Origin of the sequence: Mariniblastus fucicola (assembly GCF_008087665.1) — a bacterium.
Classification (GTDB): Bacteria; Planctomycetota; Planctomycetia; order Pirellulales; family Pirellulaceae; genus Mariniblastus; species Mariniblastus fucicola.
The window spans coordinates 82,013-107,154 of the sequence record NZ_CP042912.1 but is presented as its reverse complement, the minus strand read 5'-3'; the positions used below and the strand labels follow the sequence as shown (position 1 = coordinate 107,154).

At 53.4% G+C, this 25,142-nt stretch carries 21 protein-coding genes; 11 read left to right on the top strand and 10 right to left on the bottom strand.

Annotated features, from left to right (window positions below; genetic code table 11):
• Positions 1-126 precede the first annotated feature (126 nt).
• Positions 127-1,998 (bottom strand): COG1361 family protein, encoded by a 1,872-nt coding sequence (locus MFFC18_RS00410; RefSeq protein WP_084417304.1) that lies wholly within the window; start codon positions 1,996-1,998, stop codon positions 127-129.
• Between the two features lie 168 nt (positions 1,999-2,166).
• On the opposite strand from MFFC18_RS00410, the gene MFFC18_RS00405 reads away from it, so the two are divergent.
• The 9 genes from MFFC18_RS00405 to MFFC18_RS00365 all read left to right on the top strand — a co-directional run bounded on the left by MFFC18_RS00405 (position 2,167) and on the right by MFFC18_RS00365 (position 12,446).
• Positions 2,167-4,335: a prolyl oligopeptidase family serine peptidase gene (locus tag MFFC18_RS00405; RefSeq protein WP_244949104.1), complete on the top strand. Its 2,169-nt coding sequence runs from the start codon at positions 2,167-2,169 to the stop codon at positions 4,333-4,335.
• Positions 4,336-4,482: 147 nt separating this feature from the next.
• Positions 4,483-5,601 carry a prephenate dehydratase gene (gene pheA, locus MFFC18_RS00400; RefSeq protein WP_075085700.1) on the top strand — a complete coding sequence of 373 codons (1,119 nt, stop codon included), beginning with the start codon at positions 4,483-4,485 and terminating at the stop codon, positions 5,599-5,601.
• A gap of 144 nt (positions 5,602-5,745) precedes the next feature.
• A complete protein-coding gene (locus tag MFFC18_RS00395; protein WP_084417305.1) occupies positions 5,746-6,849 on the top strand; it encodes a YCF48-related protein in 1,104 nt (367 codons plus the stop codon).
• Positions 6,850-7,045: 196 nt separating this feature from the next.
• Positions 7,046-7,624 carry an RNA polymerase sigma factor gene (locus tag MFFC18_RS00390; protein WP_157665208.1) on the top strand — a complete coding sequence of 193 codons (579 nt, stop codon included), beginning with the start codon at positions 7,046-7,048 and terminating at the stop codon, positions 7,622-7,624.
• Positions 7,614-8,339, top strand: a complete 726-nt coding sequence (locus MFFC18_RS00385) for a hypothetical protein (RefSeq protein WP_075085702.1) — start codon at positions 7,614-7,616, stop codon at positions 8,337-8,339. The genes MFFC18_RS00390 and MFFC18_RS00385 overlap by 11 nt, the downstream gene beginning before the upstream one ends.
• 64 nt (positions 8,340-8,403) lie before the next feature.
• Complete coding sequence (locus MFFC18_RS00380) at positions 8,404-9,387, top strand: PDZ domain-containing protein (protein ID WP_075085703.1); 984 nt, start codon at positions 8,404-8,406, stop codon at positions 9,385-9,387.
• Positions 9,388-9,473: 86 nt separating this feature from the next.
• Positions 9,474-10,322, top strand: a complete 849-nt coding sequence (locus MFFC18_RS00375) for a hypothetical protein (protein WP_075085704.1) — start codon at positions 9,474-9,476, stop codon at positions 10,320-10,322.
• 423 nt (positions 10,323-10,745) lie between these two features.
• Positions 10,746-11,057, top strand: coding sequence for a hypothetical protein (locus MFFC18_RS00370; RefSeq protein ID WP_148618566.1), 312 nt, complete (start codon positions 10,746-10,748; stop codon positions 11,055-11,057).
• Between the two features lie 315 nt (positions 11,058-11,372).
• A complete protein-coding gene (locus MFFC18_RS00365) occupies positions 11,373-12,446 on the top strand; it encodes an alpha/beta fold hydrolase (RefSeq protein ID WP_084417306.1) in 1,074 nt (357 codons plus the stop codon).
• Between the two features lie 80 nt (positions 12,447-12,526).
• Here MFFC18_RS00365 and MFFC18_RS00360 read toward each other — a convergent pair whose 3' ends face one another.
• The 9 genes from MFFC18_RS00360 to MFFC18_RS00320 form a co-directional block, all read right to left on the bottom strand.
• Complete coding sequence (locus MFFC18_RS00360) at positions 12,527-13,231, bottom strand: prolipoprotein diacylglyceryl transferase (protein ID WP_087149681.1); 705 nt, start codon at positions 13,229-13,231, stop codon at positions 12,527-12,529.
• An 84-nt stretch (positions 13,232-13,315) separates the two neighbouring features.
• Positions 13,316-15,871: a M56 family metallopeptidase gene (locus MFFC18_RS00355; RefSeq protein WP_075085707.1), complete on the bottom strand. Its 2,556-nt coding sequence runs from the start codon at positions 15,869-15,871 to the stop codon at positions 13,316-13,318.
• Positions 15,864-16,256, bottom strand: coding sequence for a BlaI/MecI/CopY family transcriptional regulator (locus tag MFFC18_RS00350; protein WP_075085885.1), 393 nt, complete (start codon positions 16,254-16,256; stop codon positions 15,864-15,866). The genes MFFC18_RS00355 and MFFC18_RS00350 overlap by 8 nt, the downstream gene beginning before the upstream one ends.
• 134 nt (positions 16,257-16,390) lie before the next feature.
• A complete protein-coding gene (locus MFFC18_RS00345) occupies positions 16,391-17,866 on the bottom strand; it encodes a sulfatase-like hydrolase/transferase (RefSeq protein ID WP_084417308.1) in 1,476 nt (491 codons plus the stop codon).
• A gap of 66 nt (positions 17,867-17,932) precedes the next feature.
• Positions 17,933-19,432 carry a radical SAM protein gene (locus MFFC18_RS00340; RefSeq protein ID WP_075085708.1) on the bottom strand — a complete coding sequence of 500 codons (1,500 nt, stop codon included), beginning with the start codon at positions 19,430-19,432 and terminating at the stop codon, positions 17,933-17,935.
• Positions 19,432-20,061: a hypothetical protein gene (locus MFFC18_RS00335; RefSeq protein WP_075085709.1), complete on the bottom strand. Its 630-nt coding sequence runs from the start codon at positions 20,059-20,061 to the stop codon at positions 19,432-19,434. Before MFFC18_RS00335 ends, MFFC18_RS00340 begins: the two co-directional genes overlap by 1 nt.
• A complete protein-coding gene (locus tag MFFC18_RS00330; RefSeq protein WP_075085710.1) occupies positions 20,054-20,728 on the bottom strand; it encodes a hypothetical protein in 675 nt (224 codons plus the stop codon). The genes MFFC18_RS00335 and MFFC18_RS00330 overlap by 8 nt, the downstream gene beginning before the upstream one ends.
• A gap of 200 nt (positions 20,729-20,928) precedes the next feature.
• Complete coding sequence (locus MFFC18_RS00325; protein ID WP_075085711.1) at positions 20,929-21,393, bottom strand: hypothetical protein; 465 nt, start codon at positions 21,391-21,393, stop codon at positions 20,929-20,931.
• A 34-nt stretch (positions 21,394-21,427) separates the two neighbouring features.
• Positions 21,428-22,486: a DUF1559 domain-containing protein gene (locus MFFC18_RS00320; protein WP_075085712.1), complete on the bottom strand. Its 1,059-nt coding sequence runs from the start codon at positions 22,484-22,486 to the stop codon at positions 21,428-21,430.
• A 366-nt stretch (positions 22,487-22,852) separates the two neighbouring features.
• On the opposite strand from MFFC18_RS00320, the gene MFFC18_RS00315 reads away from it, so the two are divergent.
• Positions 22,853-23,395, top strand: coding sequence for a sigma-70 family RNA polymerase sigma factor (locus MFFC18_RS00315; RefSeq protein ID WP_075085713.1), 543 nt, complete (start codon positions 22,853-22,855; stop codon positions 23,393-23,395).
• A gap of 2 nt (positions 23,396-23,397) precedes the next feature.
• Positions 23,398-25,080, top strand: a complete 1,683-nt coding sequence (locus tag MFFC18_RS00310) for a LamG domain-containing protein (protein WP_075085714.1) — start codon at positions 23,398-23,400, stop codon at positions 25,078-25,080.
• Positions 25,081-25,142 lie beyond the last annotated feature (62 nt).

The following is a 25,142-nucleotide window of genomic DNA, read 5'->3' as shown; positions in this document are numbered from 1 at the left end:
AGAAGTGGCCTGTCCAATTGAAAAATTTGATCGTGGCGCACGAAAAAAAAACGCTCCGCAACATTTGCTGCGGAGCGTTGTATTTTTTCAAATTTTGATTCGCCTCGCGAGTCTTGGCAAGCAAGCCTAGCGTGGGATCGAAGGTTGAAGCGATTCGCTGACGCGAGCCTGTGCTGGCTCGTAAACGAATACGCTATTCTCAACGATAATGCGTTGCTTGGAGCCAACGGACTCAAGTGAGCTGCGAACGATGTGTTCACCTTTCTCAACACCAACGGCAGAGAACTTGAACTCACGCGTTTTGCCCGGAGGCAACTCGGAGTCTGCGAACAGGATCGAGTTCGCATCGTCATCGACGACGCCGTCACGCGGACTTGCTGGCTGCATTCCTGCAGGCAATTGAACTTCGATTTCCATGTCGTTGGCGACGCTGCTACCGCGGTTTTCAACGATGACGACAAACGTCGCTTCACTACCAACCTGAACCGGACCGCCAACGTTCTGCATCTGAATGCTCAACTCGGCACGGGTCGCGATCACGGTTTTAAGCGATACTTCTTTCTCGTTCGTTTCATCGCTGGCAACGCGAATTCGGCACGTTTTCTCGCCTTCGTTGCTGGCGATGGCCTTCAACTGAATCGTCTGCTCGGTGCTGGCTTGAATTCGATCAAAGTTCCAGGTCAGCGTACGTTGCGGACCATCCATTTTCGCCTGACGGCTAATGGTCGTAACTTTTACGCCTTCCGGGATCGCGAATTGAACTTCCACATTGTTCACATCGACTTCGCCCGGATTGTCGATCGTGATCGTGTAGATCCCGTCACGTTCCACGAAGTTCATGTCTGGACCAACCGCAGCGACGCGAAGTTCCGGTTGCGTAACTCGTAGCCCGGCTTCTGCAGGCGTTGCCTTGCAAAAGTTTCCTTCAGCCGCGAACGCGAGCTCTGCCTGTCCAGGCTGATGAGGTACTGTCACGATGCGAGCCTGAGCCTGTTGGCCTGGACGCAAGTTTTCAGGCGTTTCAAAGCCGGACTTCTGAACGATACGAAGCGATTCTGGAATGTCAGCGATCAAGTTGACGTTGCTGGCAATCCCGTCGCCCGTGTTGGTCACGGTAATGACATGAGTCGCTTTGGAACCAATGTTTGTTTGAGTTGGCCCTTCGACAGAAACCACCAACTGTGGCTTGCGAACGCCAACTTGAACCTTGTTGCGGTTCGAAAGCGTCAAAGCCGTTTCAATATTCAGTGGTTGTTTTTCTTCGGTGACGATCTCCAACAACAACTGTCGGTTTTCGCCCGGCTGCAATGAGTCAACCTTGAAGATGCACTTTCCGTCTACGATCTGAGCCTGTCGTGAGCTTGCTTTAACATGTGGCGGAAGCGTCGCAATCAAGGTCACATCGTAAACCGTTGACTTGCCCGGATTTCGCACGTCAATTCGAACCGGTGCGGTTTCGCTGACGTTAACAAATTCAGGCGCCGAAATGGTCGTCGTGACAAACGGAGCACTTTCGCTGCGACGAACCGGAGCCGCCACAGGTGACGTTGCACGCGGAGATTTCGCAAACGACGCGTTGGAAGCCGGTGTCTTGTTCTCGACGTACACCTTTGGCGGAACGAACGAGTTCTTGATTTGTGGAACGCCAACTTGTGGAGCACTCACCTGCGCCGATGTCGGAGCAGGGACCAGCGGTTGCGGAGAATTGATCTCGTCGAAAGCAACCTGGGGTGCTGTCAGTTTCGTCGCTGTCGGTGGAACAAATGCACCACCCGCATTCACGGGTGCGAGCGGATTCGACGCCAGTCGCGTTGCGCGAGACGACACGTCAGCCGCGGTCTCTTCCGCCTCGATCTCGATACGGTTTTTCAACTGAATCACGCGGGCAGCTTCTTCCTTGGCTCCATCGATCAAGTGATCCTGAGCTTGAACAGCTGACAAAGATGCTCCCGCCAGGCCAGCAATCAAAAGGCATTTGCGGTACATGTGGCGATACATTATTTCTCTCCGAAGGGGGTGCCATATCTTGTAGGGTCCTTGTCGTTATCGGCCACACAGTCCGCACAATCGATTTTTTTTCACAAAATCGCTAGACTGTTGGCTCCCAAGTGTCTCAACTCGTTGCTAGCTGACACCTACGGCAACTCGACCTATCAGGAAAAGAGCATGTACGACCGATCGATTGCTTTCTATTTTGCGATCCTTGTTTTCGTTTCCGCGTTCAACACAAATTCAGAATCGCTTATGTCGCAAGATTCGCCCACCTTGTCCTATCCCGAAACCAAAAAAGTCGAACAGGTCGATGAATACTTTGGCGTCGAAGTCGCCGATCCGTTTCGCTGGCTTGAAGACGACGTGCGGCAATCCGAAGACGTCGCCGCTTGGGTCGAAGCCCAAAACAAAGTCTCCTTTGGATACATCGAGACGCTGCCGTTTCGCAAAGAAATTGATCAGCGGCTGACAAAACTCTGGGACTACGAAAAGTACAGTGCTCCGTTTCGTCGCGGCGATCGGTACTACTTCCAGAAAAACGATGGCCTGCAAAATCAGTTCGTGCTGTACTCCCAGGATGCGCTCGACGCAGAACCGAAAGTGCTGATCGACCCGAACACGTGGTCCGAAGACGGCACCGTCGCGCTTGGCGGACTAGCCTTCAGCGACGACGGCAAGTATCTGGCTTACGGCGTCCAGAAAAGCGGTTCGGACTGGAGGACCTGGCAGGTCATGGAAATTGAATCTGGCAAAATGCTGGCTGACAAACTTGAGTGGATCAAGTTCGGTGGCGCGTCGTGGAGCAAGGACAGCAAGGGCTTCTTTTACAACCGTTACGACGAACCAAGCAAGGAAGACGAGTTCACGTCGCTGAACCTGAACCAGAAAGTCTATTACCACGAACTCGGCTATGACCAATCGGAAGACGAACTGATTCACTCCGATCCGGACCATCCTGAATGGGGATTTTCGCCCGAGGTTTCCGAGGACGGAAAATACTTGATTCTGACCGTCTGGAAGGGCACCGACGATCGTTATCGTGTGATGTACAAAGATTTAAGCGATCCGGATTCAGAGCTGGTAACGCTGATCGACAATTTTGAAAACGAATACTCGTTCGTTGGCAACGAAGGTTCCACGTTTTACTTCAAGTCCGATTTCGAAGCGCCCAAGAAGTGCATTCTCACGATCGACATCAGCGATCCGGAAAAGCGAAACGTGATCATCGCCGAAGCCGATGAAGCGATGCAAAGCGCTTCAATGGTTGGCGACAACATCATCTCGAACTATCTGAAGGATGCCAAATCTCAGGTCAAAATTTTCGATCTGGCCGGAACGTTTGTCCGCGAAGTTTCCTTTCCGGGCATCGGATCGGCTGGCGGATTCGGCGGCCGACGCGACCACGACGAAACGTTCTACTCGTTCAGCAGCTTCAATCGCCCACCGTCAACGTATCGCTACGATTTGAAAACAGGCGAAAGCAAATTGCTTCGCGAAGCCAAAGTGGATTTCAATCCGGACGACTACGAAGTCAGCCAGGTGTTCTACAACAGTAAAGACGGCACACGTGTTCCGATGTTCATCGCTCACAAGAAAGGCATCGAACTCGACGGCACCAACCCGACGCTGCTGTACGCGTACGGCGGTTTCAACATTTCACTCACGCCCGGATTTTCGATTTCGCGCTTGCAGTGGATGGAAATGGGCGGAATCTTCGCAATGCCAAACCTCCGCGGCGGGGGCGAGTACGGCAAGGACTGGCACAAGGCCGGCACGAAGACGCAAAAGCAAAACGTGTTCGATGACTTTATCGCAGCGGCCGAATATCTGATCGACAACAAGTACACGTCTCCTGAACACCTTGGAATTCAGGGCGGAAGCAATGGTGGCTTGCTGGTCGGCGCTTGTTTGACTCAGCGACCGGATCTTTACGGCGCCTGCTTGCCAGCGGTCGGCGTGATGGACATGCTTCGTTTCCAGGAATTCACCGCCGGACGGTTCTGGGTTGACGACTACGGCAGCAGCAAGGCCAGTGCTGAGGAATTCGAAGCCCTCTATAAATACTCGCCACTGCACAATGTGACCGACGGCACGGCCTATCCGCCGACCATGGTGACGACAGCCGACACCGACGATCGTGTCGTGCCTGGTCACAGCTTCAAGTTCGCGGCTCGTTTACAGGAAGCTCAATCCGGCGAGAACCCAACGATCATTCGCATCGAAACGTCGGCCGGCCACGGTTCGGGCAAGCCGACTTCGAAAATTATCGAAGAAGTGGCGGATCAGTGGGCTTTTCTGGCGAAACATCTGGGTATGAAACCATCGTTTCCAGAATCAGAGTAGCTTGGTAGCGTCGCGAGCGCATTGCCCAAGCACAATCCTTTTCGTTTAACGGCAAGCCGCAGGCGACTGCGTTCCTACACTCCAACACCGTCGCCTGCGGCTTGCCGTTAAACTAACCCTATACCAATCACCTCAAACACCACGCTCATGACTGACGAAACTAACGAAGATCCGTTGGCGGAACTACGGAAAAACATCGACGACGTCGACCGCCAACTGGTCGACCTGATCAACCAACGTGCTCGCCACGTGATCGAAGTCGGCAAGATCAAACAGGGTTCCAGCATTCCGATTTACGCGCCGCATCGCGAGGCAGCCGTAATGAAAAAAGTCGCTCAGCTCAACAAGGGAGGCGTGTTTCCCCAGGAAGCCATCGAAGCCATCTATCGCGAAATGATGAGCGGCAGTTTCAAGCTCGAACAACCACTGCGGATCGGCTACCTCGGTCCAATCGGAACGTTCAGCCACCTCGCTGCCACCAAAAAGTTCGGCGCCTGCTGCGAGTACGAAGACCTTCGCGCGATCGAAGGCGTGTTCGAAGAAGTCGCCCGCGGCCACGTGAACTATGGTCTGGTTCCGATCGAAAACAGCATCGGCGGTGGCATCAACGAAACGCTCGACTCGTTCATGACCTACCACGATCGGCTGAACATTTACGGCGAAGTCCGTCTGGGGATTCACTTCTGTTTGCTCTCGACTGGCAAACCTGAAGACGTGAAGAAAATCTACTCGCGACCGGAAGCGTTTGCCCAGTGCCGCAACTGGTTGGCAACGCAGTACCCGAACGCGGAACGCATCCCGGCCGAGAGCACTGCGGCGGCGGCGCGTCAGGCTGTTGACGAATATCTGATCGACCCCGAAAGCGGCGCTGCGGCGATTGGCTCTTCGTTGGCCGGCGAGATTTACGGGCTGCACCCGCTGTTCCAGGCGATCGAGGATCGTCAGTCGAACGTGACACGATTCCTGATCCTGTCGCGCGAAGAAACTGAGATCTCCAAGAAAGACAAAACGTCAATCATGTTCACCACGGACCATCATCCGGGATCCCTGGTTGATGTGCTGAGCGTTTTCAAGCGAAACCAGATTAATCTTTCGCACATCGAAAAACGCCCAAGCCGCGAGGAGAATTGGGATTACACTTTCTTCATTGAGATCGAAGGCCATCGCAAGGACGTCGCCATCGCCACGGTCGTCGGCGAAGCCCGCGCTCATTGCTCCAACCTGACCGTGCTCGGAAGTTTCCCGGCTGGCGAAACCGTGCTGTAGAATTTCGGTCGGTGGCATAAGCTTTCGATCTGTGATTGCATTCATCGTCGGTGGCATAGGCTTCCAGCCTGTGATTGCATTCATCAACCAGCACACGGTGGAGACCACCGTGCCTTTTGCAAACGTCTCCCCATTCTCAAAACCATGAAAACTCTCGCCACACTTATCCTGCTTGCCTTCATCACTTCCCCTCTGTTCGCGCAGGAAAAAGAGAACATCGAACTCGCCGGTAGCACGACTCAGCGAGTCGTCACATCGCCTTGGCAAGCCGTCGACGTTGGCACCGACGCCAGCTTTCGCGGACTGCATGTCGTCAGCGACAAAGTCATCTGGGCGTCGGGCACCAAAGGCACGGTCATCGTCTCCTCCGACGGCGGCAAGACATGGCGATCCCGTCCGGTCGAAGGCGCCGAAGAACTTGACTTCCGCGACATCCACGCTTTCGATGACGGCACCGCGGTGATCATCAGTTCCGGCGATGTCGCCAAGATTTTCCGCACCACCAATGGAGGCCGCACGTGGAACTCCTGCGGTTCAAAATCAGGCGCCTTCTTCGACGCGATCTCTTTCTGGGATCACCGCTACGGGATCGTGATGAGCGACCCGATCAATGGCCGAATCTGGCTGGCTCGAACCAAGGACGGCGGCAAGTCCTGGAAGTCGCTTCACACGGACCAACTTCCGATTACCGAAAAAGGAGAGGCCGGCTTTGCGGCCAGCGGAACCAACATGTGTGTCGTCGGTGAAGACCTGTGCTTCATCGGGCTTGGCGGAACCGAAGAAGACCAGACCCGCAGCAGTTCGCGAATCCTGATCTCCAAAGACCGCGGCAAGTCCTGGTCCTTCGGCGGTCCGATCCCGATTGAGCGCTCTCCGTCGAGCGGCATTTTCTCGATCTGCTTTCTGGACGATCGCCACGGCGTCGCGGTTGGAGGCAACTATCTCGAAGCCGACGATACGAGCAGCAATTACGCGGTGACTCGCGACGGTGGAAAGTCCTGGACGACGCCTTCTCCTCGCGTTGCTCCTAGTGGCTATCGTAGTTGCGTCGCAGCCTGGAAAAACGGCCGCGAAGTCAAACTTGTCGCGGTTGGTACCAACGGCACGGACATGTCGACCGATCTTGGCGACAAATGGGTTCGGATTTCCAACAAGGGTTTCAACTCGGTTGGCTTTTCCGATACCGGCCGAACAGGCTGGGCGGTCGGCCCCGAAGGTTCGGTGGCTCGCTGGGTGCTGGCAAAGTAGCTGTCGCTTCAAGACTTCGGCGAGGACCAAAGCGCCCAGCCCTCGTTTTTCGCGGTGAAAACAGGGCCAAACTCGGTTCAGAACCGGCCTAAAAATGTTTTCTGCAATTTTCGAGGGGGAAAAATGCTCCCAGCGCAACTATCAATGCGTACAAATTGCTGACGCAGACTTGAACTACCGAGCGTGCTCAGACGTCATGGAATCCGCATCGAGTCCCCAAACGATCGACTGGCTGCAAGCCATTGCGACGCATCGCAATTGGTTGCGCAAGGTGCTGCAAAGTCGCATTGGAGACCCGCACTCGATCGATGACCTGATGCAGGAAGTCGCCCTCGCGGTGGTTCAACAGTCCAGCAACGGATCGGCCGCCGCGGTTCCCAGCGAACCGTCGAAAGTGGCTCCTTTTTTGTACGGCGTGGCGGTGCGAAAGGCTGCGAATTTTCATCGCAAAGCCAATCGTAAATCACACGCAAAACCGGAGCTGAACGAAACGCTGCAAAGCGAACTGACGGCTCCGGAACCACAACCGCTGGATTGGTTATTGAAACAGGAACAGAGTCAGTCACTGGAATCTGCGATCGGTTCCCTGGACGAAGAGAGCCGAGAAATTTTGATGCTCAAGTACACCGAAAACTGGAGCTACAAACAGTTGGCTGATCGTTTGGGTATCACGGAGAAGGCCGTCGAAAGGAGACTGGCCCGAGCCCGCAACAGGATGAGAAGCTCGTTGCAAGTTTTGAACATCGATCCACAGGACCTTCCCAATGTCAAATGAAACTTCAACCGATCCGAATCAGCTTCAACGTCTGATCGACGGCGAACTTTCTGCCGCCGAGGTTCGCGAAATGCTGCAGCTTGCCGATCAGCATCCGAACCAGTGGCGAATGATCGCCTGTGCGTTTGCGGAAGATCAATTGTTCAGCAAACAATTTGAAACGCTGGCTGATGACGTCGCGGTTGGCCCGGCCAAGTCCACCAAGACGGCTAAACCGGTCAAGCCTGAAGCGAAAGAAACAACCTCCCAACCGATGCCTCTGGTCCGTCAACTGGCGATAGCCGCCAGCCTCGCCGTTGCCGGACTGGTTGGCTATCTGACAGGGAGCGATGGGCCAACCATGTCGCCTGATCCAACGGACCGCCCAGCGATGATCGCAAGCAACGACCCGGTCAGCCCGCAAGTCACGCCGGTCGATCTTCAACCCGAATACCGGATGGAACTGTTGACGCCGGACGGCGAAGCGATCAACGGAGAAGTCGACTTGTATCGGTACAACGATTTACATCGATTGGTCAGTAACGGCGACGCGACGCAACGAGTTTCGCTCGACGACATTTTGCCGGATTCGGGTTTCTCGCCAGAGGCACGTCAACGGCTGAGCCAGTCGGGATACGACATCGACGAATCAACCAACTATATGTCGGGCCGCCTTGAGGACGGACGTCAGTTCGTGGTTCCGGTCAGAAGCATTCGCTTCAACCAGGGACATTAGGCTGCACGGCGCGATTACGTTTCACACCTTATTTACGAACCAGATTTCCTCACAGGAGATTCAAATGAAAACCTGTATTCTTCCGTTGTTCATGGTTGTTCTTTGCTGCTCGTCAGCGTTTGCTCAGGAAATCATCCTGCTAAATCAGGACGGTGAAAAAGTAGGCATCGCAAAAGACCTTGAAGAAAAAGGAACCGTCGTCGGCAAGGCAATCAGGATCGATGCGGACGGGGATGCCGAGAAGGGATCGGCGACGATCGAAAATGGCGTCATCACCGTGGTCAAACCGGACGGCAGTGTCGAAGAATTCAAAATGTCGGATGCCAAAAGCGTCACGATCACGCGGTCTTCGAAAACAGTCGTCGGTGAAGACGGCCAGCAAAAACTGGAGTCGACCGGCAAGGCAATTCTGGTTGGCCCCGACGGAGTTCGTCGTGAAATCGACCTCGGTTCCGGTGGGCTCGGTGGAGTCGTTTCCGAATCGAAAGGACCCAAAACCTGGATGATCGGAGTTTCCTGCCAACCCGTCTCTGCAGTGCTTCGCTCGCAACTGAAAATCGATGAGGAAACTGGCTTGGTGATCACTCGCGTGCTTCGTGGCGGTGCTGCGGAGCAGGCTGGATTTGCAAAAAATGACATCGTGATGTACGCCGATCAGAAACCGGTCATGACGCAGAAAGATCTTTCGACGATCGTCAATGAAGCCGGCGCTGAGGGCCTTGATGTTGTCTTCACCGTTCTACGCGGTGGCGAAGAGATCTCACTGACCGTCACGCCAACCGAACGCGAAGGCGTCAACCAGATGATGGTCGAACTTGGTCCTGACTTTGGCCAGAATTTTCCTGGCTTTGGTCCCGGCATGAACTTTGAGTTCAAACAGTTTGGACCCGGAATCATTCTCGGTGAGGGAGGCGATTTCGCAGACGGATTTGGCGGCGGCATTCGTCTTGAAATGATGGACGAGTTCAACGAAAAGATCCGCCGAATGGAAGAGCGGATGGAAGAAATGCGTCGCGGAATGCGTGGCGAAGATCGCGGAGATTTCTAGTTTCAACAGGCCCCATTCGTTTCCGAGTGGGGCTCATTTTTTTTATACACACTGCCAAAACAAATTCGACTTCCTCAGGAGATACCATGATTCGTAAAGCAATTCACTCGCTCGTCATTTCCGGCCTTTGCCTCGGCGGTGTACTTTCTTCTCCGGCCCTGGCTCAGGACGATGAACCGGCTGTCGGCGAGGAAGTCATGGAGATCCAGATGTCGGTCGACAACTCTGGCGGGGCTCCAGTCGTGATTTCTTCCTCGCGGATGTCGTTCGCTGGAGACCTCGAGGGCGGTGAATCGTCTTTCCAAATTTTCACTGGAGACAGCATTGCCGGCGACTGGCTTCCCAACGCGGGCGCGATCAATCCGCTTTCGTTGCTTGATAACACAGACGTTCGCGAAGAACTGGAACTGGTTGGCGATCAACTGGACCAGTTCCAGAGCGCTCAAAACGAATTACAGGAACAGATCAGGGAGAAGGCTCAATCGATGGCTGGCGGCAAACTGGATCCGTCGCAGATGAAGGACATCGCTATGGAGATCGCGGAACTTCAAAAAGGGCGCCAGGCGAAACTGGAATCGATGCTGTTGCCGCACCAGCTTGATCGATTGAAGCAGGTTGCGTTGCAGATTCAAATGCAGAAAAGCGGGGCCGCCAGGACGCTGCTGTCGGATCAGGTGATGGAAGAGCTGGGCATCGATGAGGCACAGAAGAAGCGTATCGAGGATCGCCAGAAGGAACTGAAAAAGGAATTGGCCGAGCGAATGGAGAAGCTGAAGGAAGAAATCAAAGGCAAGCTTCTGTCGGAGCTGACGTCCACCCAACAGGCGAAGCTGAAAGAGCTTTCCGGCGACAAGTTTGACTACAAGCCGAACAACATCAACGATCAGATTCGCGAACGAATCAACCAGCGAATGAAGAAACGAGTTGGGGGATGAGAACGTTTTGTCGGCGACTCCAGTAGTTGCTGATTGAATTTCGCCTAACGGGAAGCAGCCGATGACGTCACTCACCATCGGCTGCTTTTTTCGTGGACTGTCAGGAAAGCTGGAATTCTCCTGGGGTCTCTTTGCCCTCCGAATCGAACTCCCATGCCTGGGCTCCCTCCCCCAAGACCATTTTGCTTACGGACGATCGACTATGTGTCAATCGCTACTGACTTGCAACGCCTGGAATCTACGTGTGCTTTCATGTACGCGCAATTCTCAATGCAGAAACGCGAATCGTGCCCGGGCTGGTCGCATAGGTGAACCATGGTCGACTAAAACAGTGCGATGCAACGGAAAATGGATTCGCCGGTCCGCCGATTTTTATCTTTGATGTCTTCGATGCCTATGAAGTGAACGAACACAAATTCCGTCGTGCCATTTCCGAACGGTTTGGTGTTGCGGAGTACATTGCGACATACGCGGATCAGCATCAGACTTGTCACTGGAACCGAATCGAATTTCGTCTTGGTACCTCCGGATGAAATTGGCGTCATCAAAAGCAAGGCTCTGCCCGGACTCTGGTTTTCCACCAACCATGCCAGGGATCGCGACTGGTGGACGTTGATCGATCTGGTGGAGCGAGGAGTCACGCGGCTTGGTCATCACGTATTTATGGAAACGATCATTCACGAAGGCGGCCAAAAAGAGAAGTCGGGCGACTGGATACCCTTCGCGGCGGGCTAATCCAGTACGATTCTTGCCACCGAACAAACGTTTGCCAGAATACAAGCACGAAGCGAAAGTCTTAATGTTACGCATAGTGCTCTTCGCGGTGCGAAGTGTTCTCAAAGGTACTTTCGCAGCACCATAGGCGACTCTTTTCAACATCATCTTTGAAAGTTTCTTAATAATCGGCCGATCTTTGCAGATCGCTGTAAGCGCGGTCATTCTTGCAAGTATCGCCAATACCCATTGGCCTTTTCCTCGTTAGTGTCGCGATTTCCTTTTCGCATCTGACGCCCCAGAAACCTCGCATTCGATTGAGAATCGGAGAAACCTATGACGCCAATTCATGAACTGATCGCTTCGCGGACATCACGATCCGGTTACCTCATCCCCGTGGCGGTTCTTGTCGCCTTGGCATGCGGAGCCCTGTCCGGACTTGCAGAAAGTTCCGCTCAGACAACCTCCGATTCATCCATCCGCGAACTGGGCATACGCTTGGAAAAATACGACTACCCCTTCGAAGTCCGATGGCATAAGGAGTCGATCGCCGATCGCGAGTTCGAAATGGCTTACATGGACGTGACGCCCAAAGGTGAATCCAAGGGCACCGTTGTCCTGCTGCACGGAAAGAACTTTTCCGGTGCCTACTGGGAACGCACCGCCAAGGACCTGACTGCGTTGGGCTATCGAGTTGTGATTCCGGATCAGATCGGGTTTGGCAAATCAAGCAAGCCCACGGACTTTCAATATTCGTTCATCGGAATGGCGGCTTCGACGAAGTCCCTGTTGGACGAGCTGAAAATTGAACGGGCGACGATTCTTGGTCACTCAATGGGCGGCATGCTGGCGGCCCGTTTCGCGCTCACGTATCCGGAGCTGACTGAGAAGTTGGTACTTGTTAATCCGATCGGACTGGAAGACTGGTCCGTCAAAGGAGTTCCCTATCGCGGCATCGATGCGTGGTACCAACGCGAACTCAAAAAGTCAGCGGCGGGAATCAAAAAGTATCAGCTGGAAAGCTACTACGATGGCGTTTGGAAACCAGAGTACCAACCTTGGGTGGATGTGTTGGCGGGGATGTCGATGGGCGAAAACTATCCGCAACTGGCGCTGGTACAGGCTCAAACCTACGACATGATTTACTCACAACCGGTGGTTCACGATCTCGATCGAATCAAGCCGCCGACTTTGTTGATCATCGGTGGCCGCGATCGCACGGCGTTGGGAAAGGACCTGGTTAGTCCTGAAGTTAAGGCGACGCTGGGGCAGTATCAGGAGCTCGGGAAAAACGCGGCCAGCAAAATTCCGGATGCGAAGCTGGTGTTGCTGGACGGGATCGGTCACTTGCCTCACATCGAAGCCTACGATCGTTTTCTTACGCCGCTCAATTCGTTTTTGCGGAAGTAAAATCGAACTCACGTTGCAACATTGCGATCGCAGCAGTCCGTGTTCTCCCGGCAAGACGTTGGGAGGGCAGGGCCGCTGGTCTATTCGCTGCCCGATGATTCTTGCGACTGAACGTCTCGCAGCCAAAGCCAGATCATCAGCCCGGCGATCAACAGGCTGGCTATCTGATAACTCGTGAAGCCCGCGAAAATCCTTGCCTCGGGACGAATCGATTCGCTGACAAACCGATAGCCGGCGTAGCTGGCGATATAGATCTTGATCCGGTTTCCCGTGCACCAGTTTTTCGACTGAGCCCACCAACCGATCGCGGCGGCCGAAAGGTGGAACATGGTTTCGTAAAGCTGCGTTGGATGTCGAGCGATCGCATCGACTTTCGGGAACACGACTCCCCAGGGCATCTCTGTTGGCGTCCCGAAACAGCAACTGCCGAAGAAGCAACCGACTCTTCCGATTGCAATTGCGATGGCTACCGGAATCAGAAAGCTGTCTCCGGTTTTCGTTTTGACTTCGAACGCCCACTTCGCGGCTTCCACGCCAAGGTATCCGCCGACCAGTCCCGTCAGAATTGTCTTGCCATCGGAAAACCACGCGGCTCCCGAAATGAACTGATCCCAATCGGTAAACAGAAACGGAAGCTTCGCTCCGGTCATCGCGCCAATCAAACCGCCAACGCCTAATCCGAATTTCTGCGCCGTCGTCAGCGGCAACTTCTTTTGGCTAAACCGCGAAAGCACAAACCCGGCCGCGAGCGCGAGCAGCATTGTCAAAAAGTGAGGGATGTTCATGGCCAAAAGGTGTCACTTTCGCAACACCTTTTGCTCCTGACCGATGGTGTCGATGTGATTTCCACAAACTGGATTTGAGTCACCCTATTTATGGTCGAGAATTTCAACTTTCACGTTTTTGCCAAAAGCTGTTTTTGTCTTTGCGGGAACCAATTGAACTTCCTCGGCCCGAGTCGTTGTAGGCCTACCATCAATGGTTCTTTCCACAACACAAACATTCCCTGAGCATTTCAAAACCGATCCATTTTCCTGCCACACATGGTCCGCAGAAATATTGGGGCCGCGGTAATCGTCTCCAGAATAGATCGGTTCGGCATGGGTGATTTGCACTGCCCCACGGAAATCCATCTTCACTGAGTTCTCGTTGTAGCTAGTGTCGATTTCATCAGCTTCGACAAGCTCCGATTCGCCCATCCAGCACCGCGCTTTGCCCTTGAGGCTGATCACGTAAGACTTTCCGTCATCCGAGAATTCAAATTGTCCACTCCTTGCAGAAGCAACGATCCGGTTCTTTCGCCTCCATTCAATGTCGGTACCAATGAGCACAGTTCGACCGTCCTTTTTCGAAAGCACAACACTTTTGGTAACCGCTAACTTGTGGCCAAAATAGTCGAGCGTGCGGCAATCGCCCAATTCAGTTGTCGCGTCGCCGTTGCTACTGATGACGAATTCGTACTTTGGTAGATCGTCTGCGTCCGCTTCATAGCTCGCCTGGACCGTCATTGAATCTGAGTTAACGTCTGTTGCAGGACGACACTCGTAGACAGCCAACCAGGGAGATTGAGTTTCGTCGTAGACCAGAAGAGCGGCTTTTTGGTCTGCCAAAAAATCAATTTTCGAAATGGCGATTTTATGTGTGACTCGCGGTTTTTCGGGTTTGGAATCCTGGCCAGTATTTTTCATCGCTTCGCCAGGCTTTGACACATTTGTAACGCCCGAGAACATAAAGACGCTACCGACTGAACAAGACCCGTCTTCTTTCGTTTCAATCTTCACAGACAAATCCAATCCAGTTTTGAAAGTTCGCAAAACCTTGCGGGTTTCAGTCGGCCGATTTTCAAACTCAATGACTCCAGCTTCGTAGTCCGATTCGACGCCGGTAGTCACGAATGCCATCTCGTTGCCGACCGTCACGTCAGAAACCGGCGTTTCACGAGCATGCTTTTGCTGATTGATCTGACTCAACAGATTCGCACATTGCTCGTGATCGAGGATGGCATACTTCGTTGGGTTGTTGTAGACGATCGATATTTCCTTTTCGACATCCAGGAGTCTCTCGCTCAAACCGGTTTCATCGTCATCCCAATCCTGATACGCAGACCAGTCGATATCCAGCTGCTCGACGTCAGAGTCCCGCAGCGAGTACAACTTCGAGTACAACTTCGTCTTCAGCACGACTGGACGTGACGACGCTTTCGAAGATGCGGTAAGCGACGCCATAGACTGTTGAAATTTTTGAAATGGCTCCGAGCCGAAATAGGCTTGGCGAAGTTGAGAGTTGCTGTCTTTCTTCGAGGATTCAGTGCGATCGGTCGCCTGCTTTTCCTGAGCACGGGTAATTCCGGCGCCGGGAAGGGTGAGTGCACATCCCACTAGCAAAACCAACCAGATTATCGCCGGAACACTTCGCGGACTTCCTTGTCCAAGTTTCATAATTCTCTCCATTCGAGCCAGGGTAATATCTACCGGTCGCACCCCGGGCAATGCCGGGACAGAACGCAACTGGTGTTTGTGATTCAATACTTTCAGTAAACATCTCGCGTAGGCCATTGGACTGCAGTTCATCGCGGCCACAGTATCCTCATCGCAGCTGCGTTCCGCCTCTTGAGTAGCACGACGCTCCGCAAGATGGACGAACGGATGGAACCAAAGAACATTCTTTGCCAGAGCCTGCACCACCGCCCACCACAAATCGCCTCTGCGCAGATGAGTTAGCTCATGGGCGAGCAACAGCGATATCTCATTCATGTTCAGCTTGCGGACAACAAGTGCCGGCAGGACAATGGTCGGACTTGCGATTCCCAAAACAACAGGGCCGATTTCATTTTCCAGAATGAGAACTCTGACTCGGCGACGGATCCCAAGACGCCTCGAAAGCTTGCCGGTCAACTCATCGATATCCGGCCGAACAACGGATTCAGATTTTTGGATCGTCCGTAGCAATGCAATGTAGCGAACCAGTAACAGCAGAAAACTGACTGCAAAGCCCGCCAACCAGCCAACTATGAGAACCTCCTTGAGGGAGTTCTTCCAAAACTCAATTCCCAGCCATCTGGGTGACGAATGCGTGCCAGTTTCCCGGTTGAATTGATGTAGCTTCTTAGCGGGCGATGAAGTTGGATTCTGCACTACCCTCGATGAGTTTGACTCCAGCGAAGGTGTGGGGAACTCAAAATCTGATTGTTCGACGGACTGCAAAGACGTCGTTGGATTATGCGACGCGAGCCAACTGAATGGACTGGTCGGACTACACCAAATCGGCGGCGTGATGGCCTTCAGGAGCACCAGCATCCAGAGTGCATGTGCGAGGTGTGGCCGGTCAGAAGCAAACTTCCGCGACAGTGTCCATGCCACGACAGCAACGACAACAACTTGCCATGTCTGCGTAGTGAGCAGCGAGAACAGGTTCGTATCATTCATCGCTATTTCCTTCCGCTTCGTAGCTTTCGAGCAAGTTTCGGAGTTCATCCAGATCGGCTTTGTTGATGCCTCTTTCTTCAATCAAATGCCGTACCAAAGGCATTGATTCACCGCCGAAGAGTCGATCAACAAATTCGTCAACGGTTTCGCGAATGACAGTCGTCGGACGCGTTCGAGCAGAGAAGACTCGCAATCGACCCTTTAGCCTTGAATTCGCGTAGCCTTTGGATTGCAAGCGACGCAGGTAGGTCTGCACAGTTGAAAAACTCATGCGCTCATTGGCAGTAACCTCTTCGAAGATGTCTCTGACAATCGCCGGCCCTACTTTCCATAGCGCTCTGGCAACCGTCATCTCACCTTTCGAAAGTGCTGGCCGTTCTGCCATCGTGGGATTTCCAATCAGTCGACTGTTCAAGTACAAATGTAGCTGGACCAACTATATACATTTACAAATGTACTTGAGTCAAGGCGGGTACGTTTGTTTGGATGGCTAGCGTCCAACCCTCTGGGAAATATCAGTCAGGAATCAGACTCTTTCTCGCCTGGTCCGAACAGGTTCTTCCAATCGGGGTAGACCGGTCGTTGTTTGGTTTTGCTGCCGGCTCGCTCTCCAGTCGGCGCGGGCGGGCAGCTTTCAAGGAACTTCAAAAAGTCATCGTGGACGGCGCGAATCTGTGGATCCGTTGACTTCGAAAGATCGTTTTCTTCCTTGAGGTCATCCGGGACGTTGAACATTCGCCCGTCGCGATAAAGTTTGTAGTTGCCGTTGCGGACGAACTGTCCGGACTTTTTGTTCCAATAGGGTTCGTAGTGGCACAGTACCCAGTCTCTTGGGTTGCCAGCGCGGCCATCGAGTTGAGGCAAGAAGCTTCTTCCGTCAATCGGATCATCAGAGTCAGGCTCAACGCCTGCCGCTTCTGCAAACGACGCGTAGAAATCGGTGAAGTCCACCAAGTCGTCCAGGACAACGCCCTTTGGCGTGTGGCCTTTCCAATACGCGACCAGCGGCACATGCGTTCCCATGTCCTTCATGCCTCCTTTGCCGCCACAGATGTTTTGCCCATTCCATCGGGATGTGATCGAAGGGTTCGTTCCGTTGTCGCCGGTGAACAGGATGATCGTGTTCTCGGCTTGGCCAATGTCTTCGACTTTCTTCGCGACTCGACCGACGATTTTATCCATGTAATTGACCATGGCGACAAAGTTTTTTTTCTTCTGTGCTTTGCCTTTCGGCCGGGCGTTGGCGCTGTAAAGTCGCTCATCGTCACCAATCGTATCGGGCGTTTTCACGAACGGATCGTGGACCAGAACCATCGGGTAGTACACGAAGAACGGTTCGCTTTTGTTTCTCTCCATGAAGTCACAAATGAACTCGCAGAACATATCCGGACCGTACTTGCCTTCGTTCATCTCCTTGGTCAGGAATTTTCCATTGTGTTCAATCGGCGGGCTCCAGAAACGTTCGCCACCGAGATCTTTGGCTCCGCCCTTTCCGGTCGTCAACTGCCACAACATGTACTCATCAAAACCTGCTTTGTGAGGCCGGTCGGCGTCGTCGTGTCCGGGCAGCGAATTATAGAGTCCGTTCAGTTGCCACTTGCCAGCAACGGCTGTCTTGTAGCCGGCGGATTGAAGCATGTGGCCAAACGTTTTCTCTTTCGGATTCAGATAGCCAAAGTGCGTGTAGTTTCGAAAGTTGTACTTCCCGGTCATGATCTTCACCCGCGACGTCGTGCAGATCGGCGTCGAGTAACAGTGGGTGAACCGAACGCCTTCACGAGCAAGCCGATCAATCTGCGGCGTCTTGTAATCTTCCGCGCCGTAGCACCCGAACGCTTCCCAGCTCACATCATCGGCCATGATCAAAATGATGTTTGGTTTTCGGGGCGCGTCTTCATTTGCATTGGCTTGCGTCTGGACAGCGACTCCAATCAGGAAGGCCAACAGCGATCTGCAAACTACCAAACGGATGCGTGAAACTGATTTGAGTTCCATTGTCGATTCTTCATCAGGAAAACGGACAAGCGAGAGAGCAATTTTATTGTGACGGTCGCTGCTGGCTTACGACAGATTAACCGTGTCGGCGAGTTTGGCTTTCTCCAGATCCGGCAACGGAATGTGGCCGTCTCGATAGAGCACGTTCCAGGCACAAAACGGAACCAGGTGACCCGAAGGCAGTAGATGGTGCACGCAGGATTTCATCAGCTGACGGATGTCGAAGTTGTAGACGTCCATGAAGCTGGTCGTTGTGATCCGGAACATGTCGGCGTTGCCAAGATCGGCACTCATCGCACGGCTGAAAAAATCGCTTGCAAGAGATGCCCAATCGATGTCGCTGCCGTTGGTTTTCGGCGCTGTGCTGCTTTGCATCAGCGAAACCAGCCCGCCTTCGATTTCCGCGCCGCCGCTGCAGTCGCAACCCGGACCGCAGGACTCGCGGAGCATCAATTGCTCGACGATTTGCCGCGTGTTTTCGCGATTCAAACTGATTCCATTGGCCAGCAGATCAAAATGTTTCTCGATGTCGACGAACCGAGTCACAGGAACAACTTCGGTGCCGCTGCGAAAGGCATAACACAACGTGTGGGCGTTGGGATGAGCACAAGGGATCGGAAAGAAGTCGCTTTCACGGAATCGGCTCTGCGTTTGCAATTCGACTTCGCGGATGATGTCCGGAAACGTGATGCGACGCGAGAGGTCCTCCGGCAGCGCACTGCGACCGACGTAAGTTGCCGGCTGAAAGCTGACTCCTGTGATCCAGGGACGCTGAATTGCGAATTCGATCAGCGGACCGATCTGATCCATGTTCAAATCGGGCTGCATCGTCGCGACCAGCGTCACGTTCAAGCCAGCGGCACCCAGGACTTCGGTGGCTTTCATTTTGCGATCGAGCAAAGATTCGCCGCGGAGATATTCGTTGCTGCGATCGTTGAGCCCGTCCATCTGCAAATAGATCTGGCAACGGTTTTTTTGCTGAGCAAGAACTTCGACCAGTCTTTCATCACTCGCGATTCGAATACCGTTCGTGTTGACCATCACCAAATCGATAGGCTGATCGCAGGCGTATTGCAATACTTCGGCGAACTGCGGATGGATGGTCGGTTCACCACCGGAGAGCTGCAGGATTTCCGGTCGGCCTTCGACTTCGACCAGGCGATCGATCGCGGCAACACATTGGTCGAACGTCAGATGCTTTCTGCCGGGACCGCTGGCGGCGTAGCACATCGGACATTTCAAATTGCAGGAATCGGTTAGCTCCAAAACCGCGATGCATGTGTGTTGTTCGTGTTGAGTGCAGAGCCCGCAGTCGTAAGGACAACCGCGATTGGGTTCGACGCCGAACTTCACCGGTCGGCGTCCCGGAACGTTGAACTCCATGCGATCCCACCACTTCGCATCACTGCAGACGAAGTCGCTGCGAGAACCATGGTCCGGACAAAATTTGTCGAACCAGATTTGGCCATCTCGATTGACGATCTTTGCCGGAACGACGTTGAGGCAATCGGGACAAAGACTCTGCGTCGTGCCGAGATAGAGATGTGCATTAAGTTGGCCGGCCATTATCGTTCCCGAGTTGTGTCACGTTTCCAACGGTACAGAATCCACGGACTGAAGATTCCCAGGATCACCAGGAATGTAACGCCCAGAGTTCCGTACAGCAGGTATTGGGTGGATGAATCATTCATTCGTTCCGGACCATTGATCAGCGTCACCCAGCAAACTGCACAGAATGTCAAGAAGCAGCTGACTAGCGACACCGCCAGCACTAGCCAGCTCACCATTGCGGAACCGAAAAAGAGCGTTGCTCTGGCGAAGTTGTCCGTCGCCAATCCTGTTTTGGATCGCTTAAAAACGACCAGAGTTGTTCGGATCCATGGCGGAATCGCCATCAAGGCCAGCAAAATCGCGAGTCCCGGCGACGCCAGACCGACGGCAACCAAAACGCCGACCAGTCCTCCAGTCAGCAGCATGCTGATGAGTGAGGAAGTAAACTTCGTTTCGTTTTCAATACCTTTCGGAGCCTTCGCGGGCCGTTCGGCAGGCAACGCGAATGGGTTCACGTTCGGATCGACCGAAACGCATCCGCACTGAAAACAGACCGCTGCGTCGGGCGACAGATCAGCCTCGCACACGGGACAAAGCATCGTGGCGACAACGACATCTGCCACCGGGTCGATGGGGTTACTCATGTGGGACCTCCGATTGCCCGCCAAGCTCGACGCGGCGATGCGAGGCCACTATGCCCCAAGCCAAACGGACAACTTGTCCAAGCACGACTCCCATCAGGATCAGCGCGACGATCGTCATGATTTGGTGATATCGGGGAACGGCTTCGACCTGAATTTCTTTCAGCAAACCGACCGGCCAGCGAGTTGCTCCGAGCACGAACAGGTATCCAAAACATGTAGCCACTGTCGCCCAACGAATCAGCCGCAGATCAAGCCGCAGTGCCGAAAGTCCAAGGATTAAAAAGTAGCCCGCCACCATCGGTCCGGCAGCTCCGGTGGAGAAACAAAGCGCCGCCGTCAGCCAGACAACATCGCCGACAATCACCGCGAGGGCCAACTTTCGAGTTAGTGGCCGCGTCATCGAAGCCAGATGAACGCCCATGGCCTGCAACAACCAGGCGAAAACGAGAATCGAGACCGCGAGGTGGACGACGCCGGAGACCGATGGGCCTTTGAGTCCGACAGCGGTGCGAACCGCAGATTCGCCGAGAGCGGGCAAGAAATAGTTCAGCAAATGAACTGCGTAGAAGCCCAGAATCGCAATCATTCGCACCAGGTTGCCGCGAACATCAGCAGCTGCAGGAAGCCATTGGCTCTTCTTCTGCTTCAGTGAATCTGCGGTTCCCATATAGCGCCTGCACGTTTCATCCCTGTGTACGGTCACGCTGTCAGTCTAGCGTTTGGAATCGCTTTCGCAAAGTTAGCCAATTCCGACCGGGATGTGCTTTGCCCGAGAGATTGGGCTTATCAAGCTTGGGCTAAACAAGAAAAAAGCCAGTGCGCGACCTCGATCACGCACTGGCTCATTCTAAAATCGGGATCATCCACTCAGGATCTGGAGATCTTGATATCAAAATTGTTCTCACCTTCCTTGACCTCGTAGCTGAGGCCGCTGGTGGAAGCCCGGAGGTACTTCGCCGGGATACGGGTCGTCCGCGTCGGCTCTGGAAGATTGCCTTCAAGCATCTCGTCCGCTGACATCTGTTCGACGTCAACCGCTGACGATTCGACAATCATCACCTCATAGACTCCAACCGGCATGCTGTCTCGATTCTTGCCGCCTCTTCTCCATTCAATCGAGAACTGCCCGGAAGCGTCGGTGAAACCGAAACCGGCATGCCCTTCGGAAGGATGCATGAAAATCAACTTGGTACCTTCAGGAAGCGGTTGTTCGTCCATCGACAACGTGCCACTGATCGATCCCGTTGGCCCGAAGTCTTTCCCGCCGCAGCCTGCCATAACCAGCAAGGTGCCGAGGATCGCAAGCGTAAAACCAATCTGCGCTCTGTACATAAATTCGTCCTTTCAAGACAGATTTGACCGTCCGCTAAAATATCGATTCAAGAACCTGTCCATCATCCCGCGTCGCGAGCTTTTTCAATGACTCCAACTGGGTATCTTCGCCAAGGAAATGAACAGAGCCATCGGCGAGAGAAACGTTTACTCCTCCAGCGTGATCCGAGTTGAGCGGATTGTTGGCACCGACGTTACTTCCCATCCCCGGGAACAGTTCATTCGCAAACGGCTCCTGATTGATGTTGTAACGAATCGAAACCGTGTTGAAGACACGATCGTCGCCAGTCGTATCAGAAGGATCGAGGCTTGGAGGCGTGCCGTCGACTCGCGTACCCATCAGCCAACCGTGCGTTGTACCCGAAGCGGTCACGTGAGAATACGTTCCCGTGATCAAACGTTCGAGCTTGCCCGACATTTCGCCCAACAGCATTGTGTTGCTTGAACCGTCACTACACATGCCAAATCCGACTTCCGTATTGGCGACCATCATGCCGCTACCGGAGATGATGCCAAGATAGCCATCGTCAAACAGGCGTGATTCGGTGAAAGTCGTCGGATCGACGCAACCTGAAACTCCGGCGTAGTGTGCGAACGGCGAGTACGTGAAGTCCGCGTTTCGCTGTGCAGCATCTGGCCCCGAAGAACTTGGGCAACGAATCATTGGGAGGACGCCAGCATCAAGCACGATGTCCCGGTTGGCGAATCCAGCGTTGTTGACGTCTCCGCCGCCTTCGTGGATGTAGCCGGGCGATCGTCCTCGCCACGTCATCTGGCTGTAGAGAGAATTCTGCTCGATGAAAGCGAGGATTTTCCCGTAAAAACTGGGGCCAAAGCTGTAGCCGCCACCGCCTTCAGATCGGGGCGACGGGGAATAGCTGGCTCCAGCTGGAAAGCCCATATGGGCTGACTCGTAGTTGTGACAAGCGAGCGTGATTTGCCTCAGCTTGTTGGCGCATTCGGTTCTGCGAGCCGCTTCACGTACCTGCTGGACCGCAGGAAGCAGCATTCCGATCAGAATTCCGATAATTGCAATAACAACGAGGAGCTCGACGAGGGTAAAACCTCGGATTTTAGGATGATTTCGTCTCATGGGCTCAGCTTCTGAAATGAAAAAATAGAGAAATGGAAATTAGAAAACAAGCACAGCGTCCCCAGGGATGCCACAGAGACCCCCTAAGGCAAACAAGAATCGCATACTGAGGGAACAACAATCACCTGAGCTATCTTTCCAGAAATTTGAAGAGAAATTCAGAATGGCAAGAAAGATAGCGACCGCCGAGGATGTAATAAGACGTAGCGGTGCCTGCCACCATTGAGACCAATGCTTCGAAGCCGAATTCCTGCGATCCGTTTTTCGTTACTGGATCGTGCGGGAGGGATCGACGTTTGCAACTGGCCGTCCGCAACCGTTTAAGCTTTTTGTAGACGACCGGCTGGTCCAGCGTGTTGTGTAGGAATGTCAGAAAAAAACGAATATGGGCTGACCGTTGAGGTCGTGCTTGGTCTGACAGAAGCTCAACCGCGGCTCTATTCCTATCTTCTGCGGAGGCTGGCGCGTGCTGATCAGGCTCAAGAGGTGCTGCAAAACGTCAATTTGGCGATTTGCAAGAAAGCCGGTGACTTCACCGAGGGTTCGAACTTCATGGCTTGGGCATTTACGGTGGCCCACTTTGAACTGCTTTCCTTCCGGCAGATGCAAGCACGAGAGAGGCTTGTTTTTTCGGATGAACTCATGCGAAAGCTGAACCACACAGAGGCCTCACTCAAGGACGAGCTACAATGTGTTGACAGAAAATCAGCACTGGAAGTTTGTGTGAGCCTGCTCCCCACAGAGCAACAGAATTTGGTTACGCGACGCTATATGGACTCCAATTCCGTCAAAGCGATCGCCGCCGATCTCGGGCGAACCACGAATGCGATTAGCATCCTGTTGCACCGAATTCGCGAGAGGCTATTGGAATGTGTCAACCGACGACTGGCAGCTGAGATTAGTGACTGATTATGGAAAATGACAAACAACTAAAACGATTGTCCCAGCTTGTAAGTCGCGTCGTTGACGGCGATCTTTCAGTTGAGGAATCCGGCGAACTTGCTGATATGTTGGACGGTTCCGAGGATTGTCGTCGACGATATTTGCAGTATCTGGAAATGGATACTTTGCTGACCGAACGCAGCGGAGCTCAGTCTCCGGTTTACGGACTGGACTTTGCTGGCTTGGATCGCAAGGAAGCCAGCGACAGGAAAAACTGTGGATCGGGTGGATCTTTGACTCGGTGGGGCAATATGCCGCGACTTTCGACAATGCTGTCCTGCGCCGTTGCCGTGTTGCTGCTTGCGAATCTGTGTTGGAGCGTTACTTCAGTATTCCTGGGCTCTAGCGACGCAAATCAAGTTGCCGTGGACTCCAAAAAAACGCCACGGCTTGTAGCCACGACAGCCTGCGTGTGGGATTCGGAATCCTCAGCGTCGGTCGGCAAATCGCTCAGTTTCGGAGAGCCGATTCAACTGCTTGAGGGGATCGCTGAGTTTAGCGTTCGAAATCTTTACGGCGAATCAGCGACGATTCTTATCGAAGGTCCGGCAAATTTTTACGTACGTTCCGACGGACAGCTGGGATTGCGAAATGGCATGCTGACGGCGAAGGCCAACCATAGCGTGGGCGAATTTCGCATCGACATCCCCAACGGTGCGGTTCTGTTTTCCGGCAACGCCTCAATTGGCGTTGATGCAAGATTTTCGGAAGGCCTCGTGCACTCTTTCGGCGGTGTCGCGAAAATCGAAAGCTATTATGCGATCGATGAATCGGTTGGACCAATCGAGATCCCCAAGGGTGAGTCTGCTGGATTTGTATTGAAACCGGATGGTGAGATTACGGTTTCGAGAAAGGTCGCGGACGAAAGTAGTTTTGCATCCAAACGAAGCATGTCTTTTGACCGGCTTGGTCTGGATGAAAATTATCGCGATGCCGTCATGAAGTCAGAGCCGAGAATTTACTGGCGCTTTGAAGGCAGCGACATCGTGCATAACGAAATGTCGGACAGGTTCAACGCTTACATGAAAGGCAAGGTGCACCGCAAGCAGTTCGGTGAGAATGTGACTGCGGAATTTGGCCTTTCGGCTCAAGGCAGTGGTTTCGTCACCACCGATTATTGGCCAGAAAAACCTCTCGAAGAATACACGATTGAACTGTGGGCAAAGCCTTCGCATTACCACAACGGCGCGATGATTGGCTTATGCGCTCCCAACAGCAGAATTCATGGTTTGATGCTTGAAATTGGAGCCCCCTATCACGAGTTTGACTATCACACACGCCCAAACCGGTTTCGTTTTCTTCATCGTGCACCACCTGCGCCGTCGGGCGGAACGTCCTGCTATGGCGGTGACGAGTACAAGGTTCGGGTATGGCAACACATTGTTGCGAGGAAAAGAGGTAAGGAACTTGAGCTTTTCATCGACGGCAAATTTGTGTCCAGTATCGAGGAGAAGTTGCCATTGGCAGAAAATCTCGTTGTTGTGATTGGACAACTTTACCCACACCGAATTGAGCGATCCTTCATCGGTCAAATCGACGAAGTGGCGATCTACGAACGGGCAATGTCAGATGACGAGATCAAAGCCCACTTGGAAGCTGCCCGAAAAAAGAGTTCTGGACCAAAAACGGATTTGAGTTTGCTTACCATGTGACCAAAAATTGATTGGGCTGGGAAAGGAGTCTCACCTGCAAGAATAAACCATCACCCTACGAA